Here is a 15,955-nt window from a genome sequence, read left to right as displayed (position 1 = left end):
ACCATGCGCTCGTTCGCCGAAGGCGAGGTCACGCGGCTGCGCCGTGAGTTCAAGCTCGTGCTCGAGGAGAGCCAGGTCGCGGCGCTCCACGACCGTCTGTCCCAGGAGATGCAGGGCACATCGAGCCCGCCCACCCGCATCGTGTCGGTCTACTTCGACAAGCCGGGCTGTCCCCTGGCACTGCGCGCGCTGCGCACGCCCGAGGACTGCCTCAAGGTCCGCACGAAGGAGTACGCGCCGGACCTGGGAGCAGGAGGCCAGGAGCGCGTGGTGCTGGAGGTCAAGCGGGAGCGTGGCGGCGTGACGCAGAAGCGGCGCCTGTGGGTGCCACGCGCTCGGCTCGGTCAGGCGGTGCGCGGGGGCGCGCGGCTGCTGCCCCTCATCGCGGGCGGCAGCCTGCGGCCCGTGTTGGCGGTGACGTATCAGCGGCACGTGTACCAGGCGGAAGAGACCTGGCGAGTGACGGTGGACCGGAGCATCGGCTTCCACGCCATCACCCCCGAGGTGGCCCTGGGCGACACGGCGCTGACGTTCGAGCGATTGGGCGCGCCCGTGGCGAGGGATTCGCGCGTGGTGGTCGAGGTGAAGCACCTGGGGCGGGAGCTGCCCGGGTGGCTGGCGGCGCTGCAAGTGGGGGGCGCGCCGGCCTACAGCAAGTTCGCGGAAGGCATGGCACGCGTCCACGCCTTCACCGCGGCCGGGGCGACGGGGGGATAGGGCACCGTGTTCATCGACTTTGAAGGTATCGACGGCAGCGGCAAGACGACGCTGTCCAACCTGCTGGCCGCGCGGCTCAAGCGGCTCGGGTACAAGGTGGTGCACGCGCGCGAGGGCGGCGAGCTGCAGTCGCCCACCGCGCGGCGCATCCGGGAGCTGACACGCGACTCGCGCCTGCTGGAGATGACCTCCCGCGCCGAGTTCTTCCTCAACCTGGCGCGCGATGCGCAGCAACTGGAAGAGGTGGTGGCGCCCGCGCTGGCTCGCGGCGAGGTGTGCATCACGGACCGGTACCTGCACTCGCAGCTCGCGCTGAGCAGCGGTGGCCGGGGCCTGCCCATGGACTCCCTGCAGGGCGCTTGCGAGCTGGCCGCCCAGGGGCTGTGGCCCGACCTGGTCATCCTGGTGGATGTGGATCCCGAGCTGGCGCGGCTGCGCAAGCGCCTGGGCAAGGTCCAGGGAGGACGCGCGCAAGACGCCGACAGCCGCAAGGGCCTGTCGGGCGCGGGCCTGTCCGTGCGCGTGCGCGAGTCCTTCCTCGCCATGGCCCGGAAGGATCCGCATCACTGGCTCATCCTGGAGAACAACGAGCAGCCCCTGTGGGTGTTGGAGCAGCGGCTGGTGGAGGCCGTGGTGGCGCGGCTGGAGCAGCGCGAGCTGCCCGTGCAGCGGCTCGTGCCCGCGCCCCCGGCACCGCAGCCGGGCACGGCATCCGTGGCCGATGTGGAGTCGCGCTTCTTCCTCGCGATGGATGCGCTGGAGCCTCGCGAGCCGCATCTGGCCGCATGGATGTTGGGCCGCATTCCGGGACTGCCCGCGCATCAGCGGCGCCTCGCCCTGGCCGAGCGCTACCCTGCCCTCATCGCGGGCGGGCTGCTCGGACTGGACGACGAAGCGGCGTGGGACTTGCGCGAGGCGCTCGCGGCGACGACGCCCACGAGCGTGGCGAGCGGGCTGGAGGCGCTCACGTCACCGCGCGCGGATGCCTTGCGAATGAGGCTGTATCCCCAGGCCGCGTCCGAGGTCCTGGCCAGCCTGTCACACCATGCCTCACCCGAGGCCTGGGCCCTGCGCGAGCGCGGCCTGCGCGACGGACGACTTGCAGACGTGCTCGCGGGCCTGGGGGGCGTGGATGGAGAAGAATCCTGGGAGGTTCGCGAGGCAGGCATGCGACGCGAGCTGTATCCCGCGGTCGCGCGCAGCCTCGCGGGACTGGACTCCCCGCGCGCCGAGGCCGTGCGCCAGGAGCTGGTGTCACACGACCGGTTGGCGGTGCTGCGCAGCACCACCGGCTTGGACACGCCGGTGGCACGGACCCTTCGGGCCCAACTCGAGGGCAAGGCACTGAAGCTCGTGCTCCGCTCCGTGACGGGGCTCACCACGGACGACGCGTGGGCCCTGCGCGAGCGCGGCGCGACACGCACGAAGGAGGCCATCGACTCACTGGATGGCTTGGATGATCCGCGCGCCTGGCGATTGCGCGCGCGCCACGCACGGCAGTGGACCTGCACGGTGGTGTCCTCGCTGCGCGGACTGCTGCTGGGGCCCGAAGCCCGCGTGTTGCTGGAGCGCGCGCTGGAGTCCCATCCGGGCAGCCTGCCGGTGCTGCGCAATGCCTACGCCGTGGTGGCCACGGCGCGCGAAGCAGCGCGCTCGGGCCGTGTTCCTCGCTCCGGGACTCAGCCGAGCCCCACGGTTCAACTCGAATCCTAGGAGGCCGCCGACATGGACACCGCGTTCGCGCCCCTCATGCAAGAGGTTCAGACCGAGCTTCACGCCTTCTCCCTGGCGTCCATTCTTCCGCGCATGTTGGCCGCGGTGCTCATCGGGACGCTGCTGTCGCTGAGGCCCTGGCGGCCCTTGCTCGGACATCCCCTGCCCCGCGCGGAGATGGTGCAGGCCCAGGTGCTGCTGTGCGCCGCGGCGGCGGTCATCACGACCGTCATCGGCAACAGCGTGGCCAAGGCGTTCGGCTTGGTGGGGCTGGGCGGCTTCGTGCGCTTCCGCTCGGGACTGAAGGATCCGCGCGACGCGGCCATCCTCTTCCTTGTCATCGGCTTCGGCATGGCGTGCGGGCACGGGAACCTCGTGCTGGCGGCCGTGGGCACGGCCTTCACCACCGTGTTGCTGTTCGTCCTGGACCTGTTCAATCGGCCCGCGAAGACGGTGGCCCGGCAGCGGCTGTTGCTGAGCGCGCAGTCCGATGACCTCGTCGGCGCCGAGGCCGCGCTGCGCAAGGCCCTGGGCGACCGCAACGTGCTGGTGAAGAGCTGCGCCCTCGACTTCGACAGCCGTCGGCTGGAGTTGGAGGTCGAGGAGTCCGAGCCGGGAATGCTGGCCGCGGCCATGGGCCGCACGGTGGGAGCGCCCCTCCGGGGGCTGCGCTGGACAGCGATGGCGCCCAAGAGCGCCAAGGAGGACCCGGCATGAGGCTCGGATGGACGGCCGCGCTCGTGGCCAGTGGAGCGCTGATGGCCTGTGGCGGCGGCAGCCTCCCCACCGAGCCGACTCCCGGGAATGCGCCGGTGGACGTGCCCGGCACCCCCGTGGACCCCAACGCTCCCGACGACGGCGCCACCGGAACACCCGTGCCCGCGTCGCCACACGGCCTGTGGCCGCTGACCACGGGCTCCACCTGGACGTATCGGATCACCGACCCCGTCCAGGGCACCTTCCGGAAGACCGTGACGGTGCAGGGCCCGGAGCGTGTCGAGGGCACGAGCACGACAGCGGTGCGCGTGCACAGCGTGCAGGACCGCTCCCGGACGACGGGGGACGTGTACGCGGAGGACTCGTTCCAGCTCGAGCTGGCCCAGGGTGTGGTGGTGCGGCTGCGCGAAGAGGACTTCGAGAACGGCACGCGCGTGCGCGTCACCACCTGGGCCCCCGCGACGATGAAGGCCGTGGCCCAGGTGCCCGCGGCACTGCCATGGGAACAGCGGGACGTGGTGCGTGAAACCGTCACCGCGCCGAATGGCACCGCCACCACCAAGGCCACGACCTATGCGTGGAAGGTGGTGGCGGTGGGAGAGACGGTCGTCACGCCCGCGGGCACGTTCCATGACGCCATCGAGGTGCAGCGCGACAAGCTCGACGGCGCGGGACAGGCGAAAGACGGGAAGCGGCGCACCTACTGGCTGGTGCCCGGTGTGGGCAAGGTCCGCGAGGAAGGCGAGCGCACCGAGGAACTGAGCGCCTACGACGTGAAGGCGCCCTAGCGTCGCGCGCGGAAGGGATGGCCGTGGTCCCCATGCGCATCGGGTGGCTCCTCGGGGTGCGCCCCTGGCTCATGCAGGCCCACGCCGCGCCCGTGCCGACCTGTCAGCCCTGCCTCCCCAATGTGGCGCCGCCCCAGGCTCCTGTGGCCTTCCGCCGGTCCACGGACTGCGTGGCCCTGGAGGATGGCTTCGTCCTGAACGAGCCCCTGGCCCCTCCCCCGGCCCCCTCGGGCCCAACGTGGGACGTCCTCCCAGGCCGACATGTCTGCCTTCGGGGTTTCCGGGAAACTCAAGGTCCCCAAGGGCCTCCCGCACATCAGCGCTTGTCAACCCGGCCCTGGGGGTGCGATGGCCCCAGTCCTCCATGGCCATGAAACGAAAGTCCGGGCAGTCCCGCCGGCACGCCTCCGCATCCTCGCCCTCTTCGTCGCGCGCGCCCGGCGAGCGCCCCGGCAAGCGGCCCAAGCCGACCGCCGCCGAGAGCGCCACCCGGCCCATGCGCGAGGACCTGGTGCTCCAGGCGAGCCTGGAGGCATACGGGCTGGTTCGCCACGAGGGCCGCCTGTCCGACCGGGCCCTGGACTTCGTGCTGCGCCGCAAGACGAACCTCTATTCGTCCGAGCGCCGCGCCGTGGCCGAGCGGGTCTACGCGCTCCTGCGCCGCCAGCGCACGGTGGACTTCCTCCTCGGCCGCGCCCACAAGCGCTTCGACTCGCTGGACACCACGCGCCAGGACGTGATGCGGCTGGCCGCCTCGCGCGTGCTGTACGGCGAGTCCCCGTCGATGGTGGCTCGCACCAGCGCGCTGAGCCCCGCGGAGGCCGCCGTGTTGGAGGCGCTGCCGAGCGCCGCCGCCGCGCTGGAGGCCCTGCCCGAGGCCGAGCGCTTCGCCATCGCAGCGTCGCTGCCGGACTTCCTCGCCGAGCGCTTCCGCGACGTCTTCGGCAAGGATGCCGCCCGCGCCGCCGAGGCGATGAACGAGCGCGCGCCGCTCACCGCCCGGGCCAATCCCATCCAGGGCGACCGCACCGCGCTCCAGGCCCGCCTCCAGGCCGAGGAGGTGCAGTCCACGCCCACGCCGCTGTCGCCGTTCGGGCTCGTGCTGGAGACGCGGCTCAACATCTTCTCGCTGGAGTCGTTCCGCGAGGGCGGGCTGGAGATCCAGGACGAGGGCAGCCAGTTGCTGGGCATGCTCGTCGATGCGCCCCCGACCCGAGTGGTGGACGCGTGCGCGGGCGCGGGTGGCAAGACGCTCCAGCTCGCCGCGCAGATGAAGAACCGCGGCGACCTTCACGCGTTGGACATCGACACGCGCCGGATGGAAGAACTCAAGAAGCGCGCGCGCCGCGCGGGCGTACACAACGTGCGCACGCTGCTCATCCCGCCGGAAGGCCCTGAGGTGGACGCGGCGCTCGAGCCCTTGAAGGACAAGGCGGACCGCGTGCTGGTGGACGCGCCGTGCAGCGGCACGGGCACCTTCCGCCGCAAGCCGGACGCGCGCTACCGCCTGACGCCCGACGACCTGGCCATGCACGTGGCGCGGCAGAAGACGCTGCTCGCGCGCTTCGCCCAGCTCGTGAAGCCAGGCGGCCGGCTCATCTACGGCACGTGCAGCGTGCTGCGTGAGGAGAACGAGCAGGTCATCGAGCACTTCCTCGCCCACCACCCGGAGTTCACGGTGCGCCCGGTGGCCGAGGTGCTCGGCGCCGAGCTGGGCGCGAAGGTGGGCCCTGGGCCGTACCTGCGACTGGCTCCGCACACCCATGGCACGGATGGCTTCTTCGGCGCCGTGCTCGTCCGGGCCAAGCGCCCGTAGGACATCCGCACGAGGGACAAGTCCATGCCGGAAGCGGTCCACTATCGCGTCTCCATGCCTCGGCCGCACGCGCACCTCTTCGAGGTCGAGGCCCGCTTCCCCTCGGGCCCGGACGTGCTCGAGGCCCTGATGCCGGTGTGGACGCCGGGCAGCTATCTGGTGCGCGAGTTCGCGCGGCACGTGCAGGACGTGTCCGCGCAGGACGCGCAAGGCCGCCCGCTGCCGGTGTCGCGCGTGGACAAGCGCACGTGGCGCGTGCAGGCCGGTGGGCAGGCCGTCACCCTGCGCTACCGCGTCTACGCGAATGAGCTGACGGTGCGCACCAGCCACCTGGATGGCAGCCACGGCTACTTCAACGGCGCCACCGTCTTCCTCTACACGGAGGCCACGCGGCGCCTCGCGCATCACGTCACCGTGGTGGCGCCCGAGGGCTGGCGAGCCTTCTGCGCGCTGGAGCAGCAGGACGGCGCCTTCGTGGCCGAGGACCTGGACACGCTCATCGACAGCCCCTTCGAGGTGGGGCCACACACGCCGCTGACCTTCACCGCCGCGGGCGTGCCCCATGACGTCGTGGTGTGGGGCGACAGCGTTCCGGACGCGGAGAAGCTCTGCGCGGACCTCCAGCGGGTGTGCGAGACGCAGGCGCGGATGTACGGCGGCTCGCTCCCGATGAAGCGCTACCTGTTCCTCGTCTACCTCTCGGACAAGGGCCGGGGCGGACTGGAGCACCAGGCGTCGACCGTCCTCGTCTTCCCCCGGCTCGGGCTGGGCTCGCACCGCGGCTGGGAGGACTTCCTCACCCTGGCGGCGCACGAGTACTTCCACCTGTGGAACATCAAGCGGGTGAAGCCACGCGCGCTCGTGCCGTTCGACTACGCGCAGGAGAACTACACCACGCTCTTGTGGGCCTTCGAGGGCGCCACGGCGTACTACGACAACCTGCTCGTGCGCCGCGCGGGGCTCATGTCCGCCGCGCGCTACCTCCAGCGGTTGGGCGAGACTTTGACCGCGCTCCAGTCCACGCCGGGCCGCAAGACACAGACACTGGCCGAGGCATCGCTGGTGAGCTGGGTGAAGCACTACCGCCCGGACGAGAACTCGCTCAACAGCGCCATCTCCTACTATCTCAAGGGCGAGGTCGTCTCCGCGCTGCTGGACCTGGAGCTGCGCCGCGCGACCCAGGACACGCGCGGCCTGGACGACGTGATGCGCGGGCTGTGGCAGCGCTACGGCGACGGCTCGGGGGTGCCCGAGGACGGCGTGGAGGCGCTGGCCAGCGAGGTGGCGGGCACGGACCTCACGCCCTTCTTCGACCGGGCGGTGCGCTCCACCGAGGAGCTGGACTACTCGCTGTTCTCGCACGTGGGTCTGGAGCTGCGCCTGCGCCCGCGCGAGTCCGCGAGCGACAAGGGCGGCAGCGCGCCCCGCGTGAAGGCCAGTGAGCAGAAGCCCAAGGGCTGGCTGGGCGTGACGACGAAGGGACAGGCCACGCTCGCCTCGGTGCTGGAGGGCTCGCCCGCGATGGAGGCCGGCCTCTATCCCGAGGATGAAATCGTCGCGCTGGACGGCTGGCGCGCGGACGGCGCCGCGCTGGTGGGGCGCTGCGAGGACAAGCGCCCGGGCGACACGGTGCGCGTGACGCTCTACCGCCGCGACCGGTTGCTGACCGTGCCGGTGGTGCTGGGACAGAAGCCCGCCGAGGCCGCGTACCTGGTGCGGGTGGACAAGCCCACCGACGCGCAGAAGGCCGCGTTCCAGGCCTGGCTCGGCGCGCCGTGGGACGAGGCCACCGGGCCCAGCTAACACCGGACGCCCGGCGCGACAGGAGCGACTTCCGCGCGACAGTCGCGTTGCCAGCGACACCTCCCCGCCCCACCTTCTCCTCCATGGCGCGGGTGGGTGGGACGGGGGCGAAGCGGAGGCACGGGTCATGGCGCTCGGGAATCCTCGGGCTGCTGCTGCTGGCGGGGTGCGACGACGCCCCTCGCGGCACGCGGACAGAGTCCACCTGTCAACCGGATCCGCTGGCACTGCACGTGGAGGTCGTCGCGGCCGACGGCGCGCTCGTGCGGGGCGCGACGGTGGTCGCCACCAACCTGGACTCCAATGTCAGCATCACCGCCCTCACCAATGACCAGGGGGTCACCACCGCCATCGACGAGGTGCTCTCCCCAGGCCCGCTGCACGTGGTGGCGACGGCGGGCTCGAAGACGTCCTCCGCGGTGCGCGTGGAGTGGACGTGCGACCCGTGCCACTGCGCGCCAGTCCCCACGGCCCTCCGCCTTCAGCTGAGCGAATGACGGCCCGGGCGTTCCTGGCGTCCCGGTGAAATCCACTCGAAGCCCTCCTCTGGCGGTTGTGCCGACCCCATCGCCTGGGGTACGGCTTGCGCCATGCGTCACGTCCTCGCGGCTGTCCGATGCCCGGCCTCCCTCCCCTTCCTGGTGGCGGGACAGCGGTGCACTCGGGCGGACAAGGACCGGGCATGTTGTGGGACCGCGCGTGTTGGCAGTGTCCAGCAGGTCGTTCCCCCGGATACCTCTAGGGCATAGCCCTTCGCAGGCCCCGTCATGTCCGTCGACAGCGTGGAATCGCTTCTCCAGTGCTCGCTCTCCGAGCTGACCGAGCGCTACGTCACCCAGGCGCAAGCCGTGCCCCAGGGGCTGCTCCAGGCCCTGGAGGCAGATGCCCGTCAGGGCGCGCGCACCCTCGCTCGCCGCATCCGCTCCCGGCAGGAGAAGAACCGCGCCGAGGGGCAGCGGCTGCGCCACCTCCTGCGCTTCGAGACCGAGCTGTGGGAGCAGGGGTTGATGAAGGTCGCGGGGGTGGACGAGGCGGGCATGGCGCCGCTGGCCGGCCCCGTGGTCGCCGCCGCCGCCATCCTCCCCAAGGGCTTCAAGCTCAAGGGGCTGGATGACTCGAAGAAGGTCCTCGACGCGGACAAGCGCGAGGCGCTCGCCGTGGCCATCAAGCGCGACGCGGTGGCGTGGGCGATAGGCCAGGCGGAGGTCGAGGAGATCGACCGCCTCAACATCTACCACGCGGGCCTCCTCGCGATGCGCCGGGCCGTCGAGGGGCTCTCGCACCGGCCCGACTATGTGCTGGTGGACGCACGCACCATCCCGGAGTGCCCCGCTCCCCAGCGAGGCATCATCCACGGCGACGCCCTGTCGCTGAGCATCGCCGCCGCCTCCATCCTCGCGAAGACGACGCGCGACCGACTCATGGGCGAGCTGGACGCGCGCTATCCGGGCTACGGGCTGGCGGCCCACAAGGGCTACCCCACCGCGCAACACTTCCAGGCGCTGCGCGAGCGCGGCGTGCTGCCCATCCACCGTCGGTCCTTCGCGCCGGTGCGCGAGGCGCTCGGGCTGGATGCGCCCGGCCCCGTGCAGACGGACCTGTTCGCCCCTCGCGCCAGGCCGGCGGGCTCGCCATGAGCGCGGACCGGGACATCGACGGATGGCTGGCGGAGCGCGGGCTCAGCCTCACCGAGACGCGCGCGCGCGCCCGCGAGGTGCTGGAGGGCGCGGGCCTCACCCGCCAGGGCAAGGCGCGCATGAGTGAGCCCAAGCTGCTGCGGGCCGCCGAGCTGCTCTCCGAGCGCTTCTTCCCCGTCTGCGCGGATCCCGCCTGCCTCCAGGTGGCGCGAGCAAGCGGGCGCGAGCCCCTGCGCGTGGAGCCTCGCAGCCACTGCGCCCGATGCGGAGGCTCGGCCAATCACCGCGCCGAGGTGGCCTTCCTGGAAGCGTGCCGGCGCCATGGCGTCCACCGGGTGGTGGTGGTGGGCGGCTCTCCTGCGGTTCGCGAGGAGTTGGAGGCCAAGCTCGGCGAGCACATCGCGCTGCGGATGGTGGATGGGACGGAGCGGCGCACGGCCGACCGGGCGAAGAGCGACCTCGAGTGGGGAGACCTGGTGCTCGTCTGGGGTGCGACCGAGCTGCACCACAAGGTCAGCGGTCACTACACGCACGGGTCGACGATCCACCACCACAAGGTTGTTCACGTGGTACGTCGAGGCGTGGCCGCGCTGTTGGACGAGGCCATCATCCACCTTCAGCGAGGCCCGTAGTCCGCCATGAAACCCGCGGGTGTTGACGTGCACCACAAGACGTGGCGTCCGCTCATTTTTCGCTCTGTTTCATCCATCATCCGGTGTTGGTTCCCACGAGGGCGGATGGCATTCTCTCCGTCCTCCAGACCCCAGGCCCCCGCCTGGGTCGGGCCGGGATGGGGAGTTCCATGAATCGCAAGCCAGTCGTCCTCCTCGTGTTCGGCGAATACCCTCCCTACACCGCCTGGGGCGGTGCCGCGTATCTCGCCCAGCACCTCGCCGTGCAGCTCCAGCGCGAAGGCTTCGAAGTCGAGGTCATCGCCGAGTCCGATACGGACGAGGAGTTCATGCACCTCGACGCGGCGGGAAACCTCGTCCACCGCGTCACCGGGTCGCGCTCCTATCTGTCCAAGGCCCTGCAGAAGGCCGTGCCCGTGCTGGGCCGCAAGCTGCACTTCGGCAACGTGGCCTTCGCGGCCCGCGTCCTGGAAAAGACGTTCGAACTCACGCAGCTCTGGGGTCGCGACATCCTCTGGGTGGAGACGACCAACTGGCGCGCCGAGACGCTCTTCTTCCACTTCGTGCCCTGGCTCAACGAGCGCACCGTGGTGCGCATCGTCACGCCGTACGAAGAGGTCGTTCAGCAGAACGGGCTCGACCGCGGCGACCTGGGCGTGCAGGTGCATCTGCACTCGGAGACCATCCAGCAGCTCCTGCTCAAGCACCGGCTGTACTCCAACCCGGACTATGCCGGGTACTTCAAGGACCGCGTGCGCACGTCCCTGCTCGGGGTGAGCCGCGCGCGCGAGCACGACTTCCTCCTGCCGTTCAACTTCGCCCGCATCACGCCGCGGACCAAGCGCGCCCGCGCGCCGTCGGACAACGTGTTCCGGCTGGTGATGGTGGGGCGCATCGAGCACCGCAAGGGCTTTGACCTGGTGTGCTCGGCGCTGGCGGGGCTGACGCCGGAGCAGCGCCGCCGCGTGCGCATCCAGGCGGTGGGCCGCGACGTCCCCATGGGCCCGTTCGGCAGCTACCAGAAGATGCTCGAGGAGCGCTTCCCGGGCATCGCGGACACGGCCTTCGAGTGGATGGGGAGCGTGTCCGACGCGGAGCTGGCCCGCATCATGGCGAACGCGGACGGCGGCCTCATGGCGTCCACGTCCGAGTCGTTCGGGTTCAACCTGGTGGAGCTGCTGGCGGCGGACCTGCCGGTCATCGCGGCCGAGGTGGGCGCGGCCCGCGAGCTGGAGCGCCGCGGCATCCGCTACCTGGGGTTGTTCAAGAAGGCGCAGGAGCTGACGCGCGTCTTCGCGGAGCTGCCCGAGCGGATCTCGGCGTACGAGGCCGGCGCGCCCCGCAACCGCGCCGTGCTCCAGCAGCTCTACGCGGAGAACGACCGCGCCTACCTGGACTTCGTGCGCACGCAGGTGGCGCCGCAGATGCCGGACGCCACGCTGGAGCGCACGCGCACCGCGCGCCTGCGCGAGCTGCCCGTGAACAGCGTGGACATCGTCTGCTGCTCGTACAACCGCTTCGAGGAGCTGACCATCTCGCTGCCCTCGCTGCTGCGCGAGGCGACGGCGGCGCGCGAGGCGGGCATCCAGGCGCAGGTCATCGTCGTGTACCAGAACGAGGGCATGCCCGAGCGCGTCTACGAGATGCGGCCGGACTGGCGCGACGAGCCCGCGCTGCGCTTCGTGCCGTCCCAGCCGGCCGGGCTGACGCGCGCGCGCAACGTGGGCGTGGCCTCGTCGCACGGGGACCTGGTCATCTTCGTGGATGACGACGTGGTGCTCGCGCCGGGCTTCGTCATGGCGCACGTGCGCGCGGCGCAGGACAACCCGGGCGCCATCGGCGTGGCGGGGCGGATCCGCTCGCGACTGGACGCCGACCGCACCACGAAGGAGCGCGCCGTCGGGCAGATCCGCATGTCGGGCTTCGTGGAGGCGAACTTCGACTCGGTGGAGCGCTCGGCGGTGCTGGTGCCGCACACGCCCATGGGCGCGAACATGAGCTTCAAGCGCGCGCCCACCACCGCCCTCTTCGGGCACGCGTGGTTCGACGAGCGCATGGCGCCCTCCGCCTTCCGCGACGAGACGCTCTTCTGCTCGGAGCTGTTCCGCCACGGCGAGCACCTGGTGTACGCGCCGGACGCGGTGCTCTACCACTTCGAGTCGGCGCAGGGCGGCTGCGAGAACCGCGTCAGCATGTCGCTGCGCAAGCGGGTCAACCACCTGTCCACCGAGTACCTGTTCCTGGGCGTGCTGTACTCGCCGGTGACGCTGCTGCGGAACACCGCGCCGTGGCTGCTGCTGCGGCGGGACGTGGTGGCCTCGGCCACGCTGCGCGGCAAGGCCAAGCGCATGGTGGTCAACGCCGCGGCCTTCATGCGCGGCAAGAAGCTGCTCGCGTCCGAGCGGCCCGCGCGCCCCGCCTCTCCTGAGCCCGCGTCCGCGCCCGACGTGCGCAACATCCGCGCGGTCTGATGGCGGCCCCCCCCACGCGACAGGCCGAGCGCCTTGGCGTCCGGCGAGCCCGGCCTCTCGCGTGGGCGCTGCTGGCGGGCAGCGCGCTGGTGGCAGGCGGAGCCCTCGGGGTGACGTACCACGAGGGTACCGTCATCTCCGTCCAGGTGAGCCCGGATGGGAACTTCCAGCTGGAGCGCGCCGTGCTCTGGAGCTTCCCGCCCAAGTTCCTGCGCATGACGATGCCCGGTGACGGGGGCGACACGTACAGCCCCGGCTACGTGCGGCTGCGCGACGCGCACGGGCGCAAGCTCGACGAAGTCTTCACCGACGCGATTGGACTGGTGGACCGCGTGGAGTGGACGCCCACCAGCGTGTCCTTCGTGTACACGCGCGAGGACCTGCACTTCATCGAATGGGTGCTCGCCTCACCCTAGCCACGCGGGCTCACTCGCGAACGGACAGCCGGCCCATCGCCGCGTCGACCGTGGGCGCGTCGCAGTTCTCGAAGACGATGCGCACCAGCCAGTCCGCGCCTTGGATGAAGGCGACGTCCACGCGCGCCTCCTGCCCCTCGAACACGCGGGTGGTGACCAGCTCCAGCATGCCCGCGCCCGTGCGCACCACGCGCCGCGAGGCCACCACCATGGGGTAGCCCGGCGACAGCGGTTGATCCCAATGGCGCGTCATGCGCACGCATGCGTTCCCGCGCTCGAAGGACCAGCAGCGGAGGTTGGGCGGGCCACCCGCCTCGGTGCCCTGGACCGTCATCGTCCAGCCCGGCAGATCCATCGTCACGGGCTCCTGGCCCTCGTCGTCACGCCTCGCCCAGGTCGCGGCTTGCCCAGGTAGATACGGAAGGAGCGCTGACATGCATCGAGCATAGCGCGCGCTTTCGCCACGCACGTCCGCGCGCCCACTCGCATGGCGAATTCCTCACGCGCCTCACCGCGCCAGCGGAGATTTCCTCGCAGCTTGCACGTGCATCGCGTCGCCATGGCGCCGGGTGGACAGCGACTCGGGCCGCGAGCACGCGACTCAGGTGCCGGCGTGCAACGCGTGCACGAGACTCCAGGGTTCGTCCTGCGAACAGGGCGATGACAAGGAGCGGTCGATGACACGTCGAAACACCCGGCCAGCCATGCTGCTGGCGACGCTGTTGACTTGCACCACGACGAGCGCGGCGGGGACGCGCGGCATCTCGAACTCGCCTCATGACATGCAGTCCAGGACGGACGCGCGCGCGACCTATGCGGGCCTCAAGCGCACCTATGTGGCGGACGACCTGCGCAACAGCTTCCGCAATCGCATCGAGGTGAAGTTCCGCGAGGGCCGCGCGCTGCGCGCCCGAGAAGGCGCACTGGTCCTCGACACGAGCCAGGCACGCGACACCGCGGCCCGGGTGGAGTGGGAGCAGGTCCGCGCCGTGCTCGGCGGCGTGCGGCGCTCCGTGGCGATGAAGATGCATCCCTTCACCGAGTCCGTCGCCCAACAGCTCAAGGCCGAGGGCGAGCGGCTGTCCGGACAGCCGTTGCCGGATCCGAACCTGTGGTTCTACCTCTACCTCGATGCCGCGTCGGACCAGGTGGTCGCGGACACGCTCACCGCGCTCAACGCCTTGGACGGGGTGGAGGTGGCCTATCCCTCGCCGCTTCCCGTCGCGCCTCCGAGCATGGACCGAGCGAGCGCGGCGGCGTTCGAAGCCCCGTGGCGTGAGCAGCCCCGCCTGGACTGGCCCACGCCCGAGCATGTTCGTGAGTGGGAGCGAGGCCAGGACGCGACCTTGGCCGAGGCCCCACCACTACCGCGCGCCCTCACGTCGCCCGCTCCGAACACGGGCGCGGGGTGGTCACTCACGGCCAGCTACACGGCGGATCAGGACTACGGCGAGGCCGCGCCCGTGGGCATCGACACGGACTGGCTGCGCTCGCACTACTGGAACGCCTATGGCGATGGCTGGGGCTACACCGATGTCGAGTACGCCTGGAATCGCTCGCATCAAGACATCACGAAGCTGGCGGGCGCGGTGCTCGTCAATGGAACGACGCACGCCAGCGCGAACCTCCTGTCCACTCGCGACCACGGCAGCGCCGTGACAGGCCTGCTCAGCAGCGACCTGAATGCCTTTGGCACCACGGGACTGGTGACGAGCGCGGCCGTGCGCCTGTCCACGGAGTTCCCCACCACGGGACAGGACCGGCCCTCCGCCATCTATGCGGCGGCGAACCAGTTCTGGCCGGGCGCCGTCATCCTCCTGGAGATGCAGGCGTACAACACCTTCGACTGCAACGGCGACAGGCTGCTCGACGCGAACGACCTCGTCCCCTCCGAGGTAGTGCCCGCCGTGCGTGATGCCATCAAGGTCGCCACGGCCAACGGCCGCATCGTCGTGGAGGCCGCCGGCAACGGGAACTGCAACCTCGACCTGCCCGCGTTCAATGGCTACTTCAGCGCGGTGGATCCCGCGATGGACTCGGGCGCCATCATCGTGGGCGCGGCGGAGAAGTTCACGGGCAACAAGGCCAGCTTCTCCACCTACGGCAGCCGCGTGGACACGCAGTCCGAGGGGGACTGGCACATCGTCACCACGGGCTACGGCGACCTGTACAACGCCGAGGGAGAGAACCTCTCCTATACCCGAATGTTCGCGGGCACGTCCGGCGCGTCGCCCATCGTCACGGGCGCCGCGGTGGCGCTCTCCTCCGTCATGTACCTGCGCTACGGATCCATCTACGCCCCACGAGAGTTGCGAGACGTGCTGCGGCGCGACGGCACGCCTCAAGGGGCAGGCGGACACGTGGGGCCGCGCCCGGACCTGCGCAAGCAGATCGCCCACATGCAGAACCGCTACCCCAACCCGCACTCCACCGACTTCGATGGCGATGGGCGAAGCGACCTCGCCGTGTGGAGGCCCGACTCGGGGGCGTGGATCATCCGGGCGTCCGCCACGGGTGCCACCACGTTCACCGGGTGGGGCGCACCGGGAGATGTCCCCGTGCCGGGTGACTACACCGGCGACGCCCGCGCGGAGCTGGCCGTGTGGCGAGCCGACACCGGCTACTGGTACGTGCTCAACTCGGACAACACCTCGATCGCCATCCAGTGGGGCGCGCGCGGTGACATCCCCGTGCCCATGGACCTCACGGGGGACCACAAGGCCGAGATGGTCGTCTATCGCCCGCCCTACCTCACGGGGAACGGCAGCAGCGGGCAGTGGCTGATTCGCTACGCCAACGGAACGAGCGCCACCGTCAACTGGGGCGCCGCGGGCGATGTTCCGCTCGCGCGGGACTTCGATGGCGACGGCTACGACGACATGACGCTGTACCGCCCCTCCACGGGCCAGTGGATGATCCGCGCCATCAGCGGCGCCATCACCACGTACACCTTCGGCGCATGGACGGAGGTCCCCGTGCCCTACAAGTCCGGCAACCAGTGGAACCTGGCCATGTGGCGCCCGAGCGACAGCACCTTCACCACGCGCAACATCCACGGCGGAGGCACCAGCACCTTCGCTTATGGCATCCCAGGAGACGTGCCGCGCTTCGGCGACCTCAACGGCGACGGCACCGACGAGTACCTTGTCTACCGCGCGGCGACGGGCACCTGGTACGACAGCGCGTACGGAGCCTTCGCCCTGGGACTTCCGGGGGACCTCGTGATGGTTCGTTGACGACGAACT

13 protein-coding genes are annotated in these 15,955 nt (G+C 70.9%); 12 read left to right on the top strand and 1 reads right to left on the bottom strand.

Features of this window, described 5'->3' with window-relative positions; all coding sequences use genetic code 11:
* Positions 1-3 precede the first annotated feature (3 nt).
* The 11 genes from JGU66_20910 to JGU66_20860 all read left to right on the top strand — a co-directional run bounded on the left by JGU66_20910 (position 4) and on the right by JGU66_20860 (position 12,710).
* Positions 4-717 carry a VTC domain-containing protein gene (locus JGU66_20910; protein MBJ6763236.1) on the top strand — a complete coding sequence of 238 codons (714 nt, stop codon included), beginning with the start codon at positions 4-6 and terminating at the stop codon, positions 715-717.
* A gap of 6 nt (positions 718-723) precedes the next feature.
* On the top strand, positions 724-2,430 hold the full coding sequence (gene tmk, locus JGU66_20905) for a dTMP kinase (protein MBJ6763235.1): 1,707 nt from the start codon (positions 724-726) through the stop codon (positions 2,428-2,430).
* A gap of 12 nt (positions 2,431-2,442) precedes the next feature.
* Positions 2,443-3,147: a DUF4956 domain-containing protein gene (locus JGU66_20900; protein ID MBJ6763234.1), complete on the top strand. Its 705-nt coding sequence runs from the start codon at positions 2,443-2,445 to the stop codon at positions 3,145-3,147.
* Positions 3,144-3,935, top strand: coding sequence for a hypothetical protein (locus JGU66_20895; GenBank protein ID MBJ6763233.1), 792 nt, complete (start codon positions 3,144-3,146; stop codon positions 3,933-3,935). Before JGU66_20900 ends, JGU66_20895 begins: the two co-directional genes overlap by 4 nt.
* Before the next feature lie 364 nt (positions 3,936-4,299).
* A complete protein-coding gene (locus JGU66_20890; GenBank protein ID MBJ6763232.1) occupies positions 4,300-5,751 on the top strand; it encodes an RsmB/NOP family class I SAM-dependent RNA methyltransferase in 1,452 nt (483 codons plus the stop codon).
* A 24-nt stretch (positions 5,752-5,775) separates the two neighbouring features.
* Positions 5,776-7,554: a M61 family metallopeptidase gene (locus tag JGU66_20885; GenBank protein MBJ6763231.1), complete on the top strand. Its 1,779-nt coding sequence runs from the start codon at positions 5,776-5,778 to the stop codon at positions 7,552-7,554.
* Positions 7,555-7,637: 83 nt separating this feature from the next.
* Positions 7,638-8,051, top strand: coding sequence for a carboxypeptidase regulatory-like domain-containing protein (locus JGU66_20880; protein ID MBJ6763230.1), 414 nt, complete (start codon positions 7,638-7,640; stop codon positions 8,049-8,051).
* A gap of 270 nt (positions 8,052-8,321) precedes the next feature.
* Positions 8,322-9,191 (top strand): ribonuclease HII, encoded by an 870-nt coding sequence (locus tag JGU66_20875; protein MBJ6763229.1) that lies wholly within the window; start codon positions 8,322-8,324, stop codon positions 9,189-9,191.
* The gene (locus JGU66_20870) at positions 9,188-9,823 is read left to right on the top strand and encodes a hypothetical protein (protein ID MBJ6763228.1); all 636 of its coding nucleotides are present in this window, start codon (positions 9,188-9,190) and stop codon (positions 9,821-9,823) included. The genes JGU66_20875 and JGU66_20870 overlap by 4 nt, the downstream gene beginning before the upstream one ends.
* A 170-nt stretch (positions 9,824-9,993) precedes the next feature.
* Positions 9,994-12,294, top strand: a complete 2,301-nt coding sequence (locus tag JGU66_20865) for a glycosyltransferase (protein MBJ6763227.1) — start codon at positions 9,994-9,996, stop codon at positions 12,292-12,294.
* A complete protein-coding gene (locus JGU66_20860; protein MBJ6763226.1) occupies positions 12,294-12,710 on the top strand; it encodes a hypothetical protein in 417 nt (138 codons plus the stop codon). Before JGU66_20865 ends, JGU66_20860 begins: the two co-directional genes overlap by 1 nt.
* A gap of 10 nt (positions 12,711-12,720) precedes the next feature.
* Here the strand turns inward: JGU66_20860 and JGU66_20855 are convergent, their stop codons facing one another.
* A complete protein-coding gene (locus JGU66_20855) occupies positions 12,721-13,071 on the bottom strand; it encodes a hypothetical protein (protein ID MBJ6763225.1) in 351 nt (116 codons plus the stop codon).
* A 316-nt stretch (positions 13,072-13,387) separates the two neighbouring features.
* Between JGU66_20855 and JGU66_20850 the strand changes: the two genes are divergently transcribed.
* On the top strand, positions 13,388-15,946 hold the full coding sequence (locus JGU66_20850) for a S8 family serine peptidase (GenBank protein ID MBJ6763224.1): 2,559 nt from the start codon (positions 13,388-13,390) through the stop codon (positions 15,944-15,946).
* Positions 15,947-15,955: the final 9 nt, after the last annotated feature.

This window comes from Myxococcaceae bacterium JPH2 (assembly GCA_016458225.1).
GTDB lineage: Bacteria > Myxococcota > Myxococcia > Myxococcales > Myxococcaceae > Citreicoccus.
Note: the sequence above shows the minus strand (reverse complement) of the source record. Positions and strands in the feature narration are given on the sequence as shown.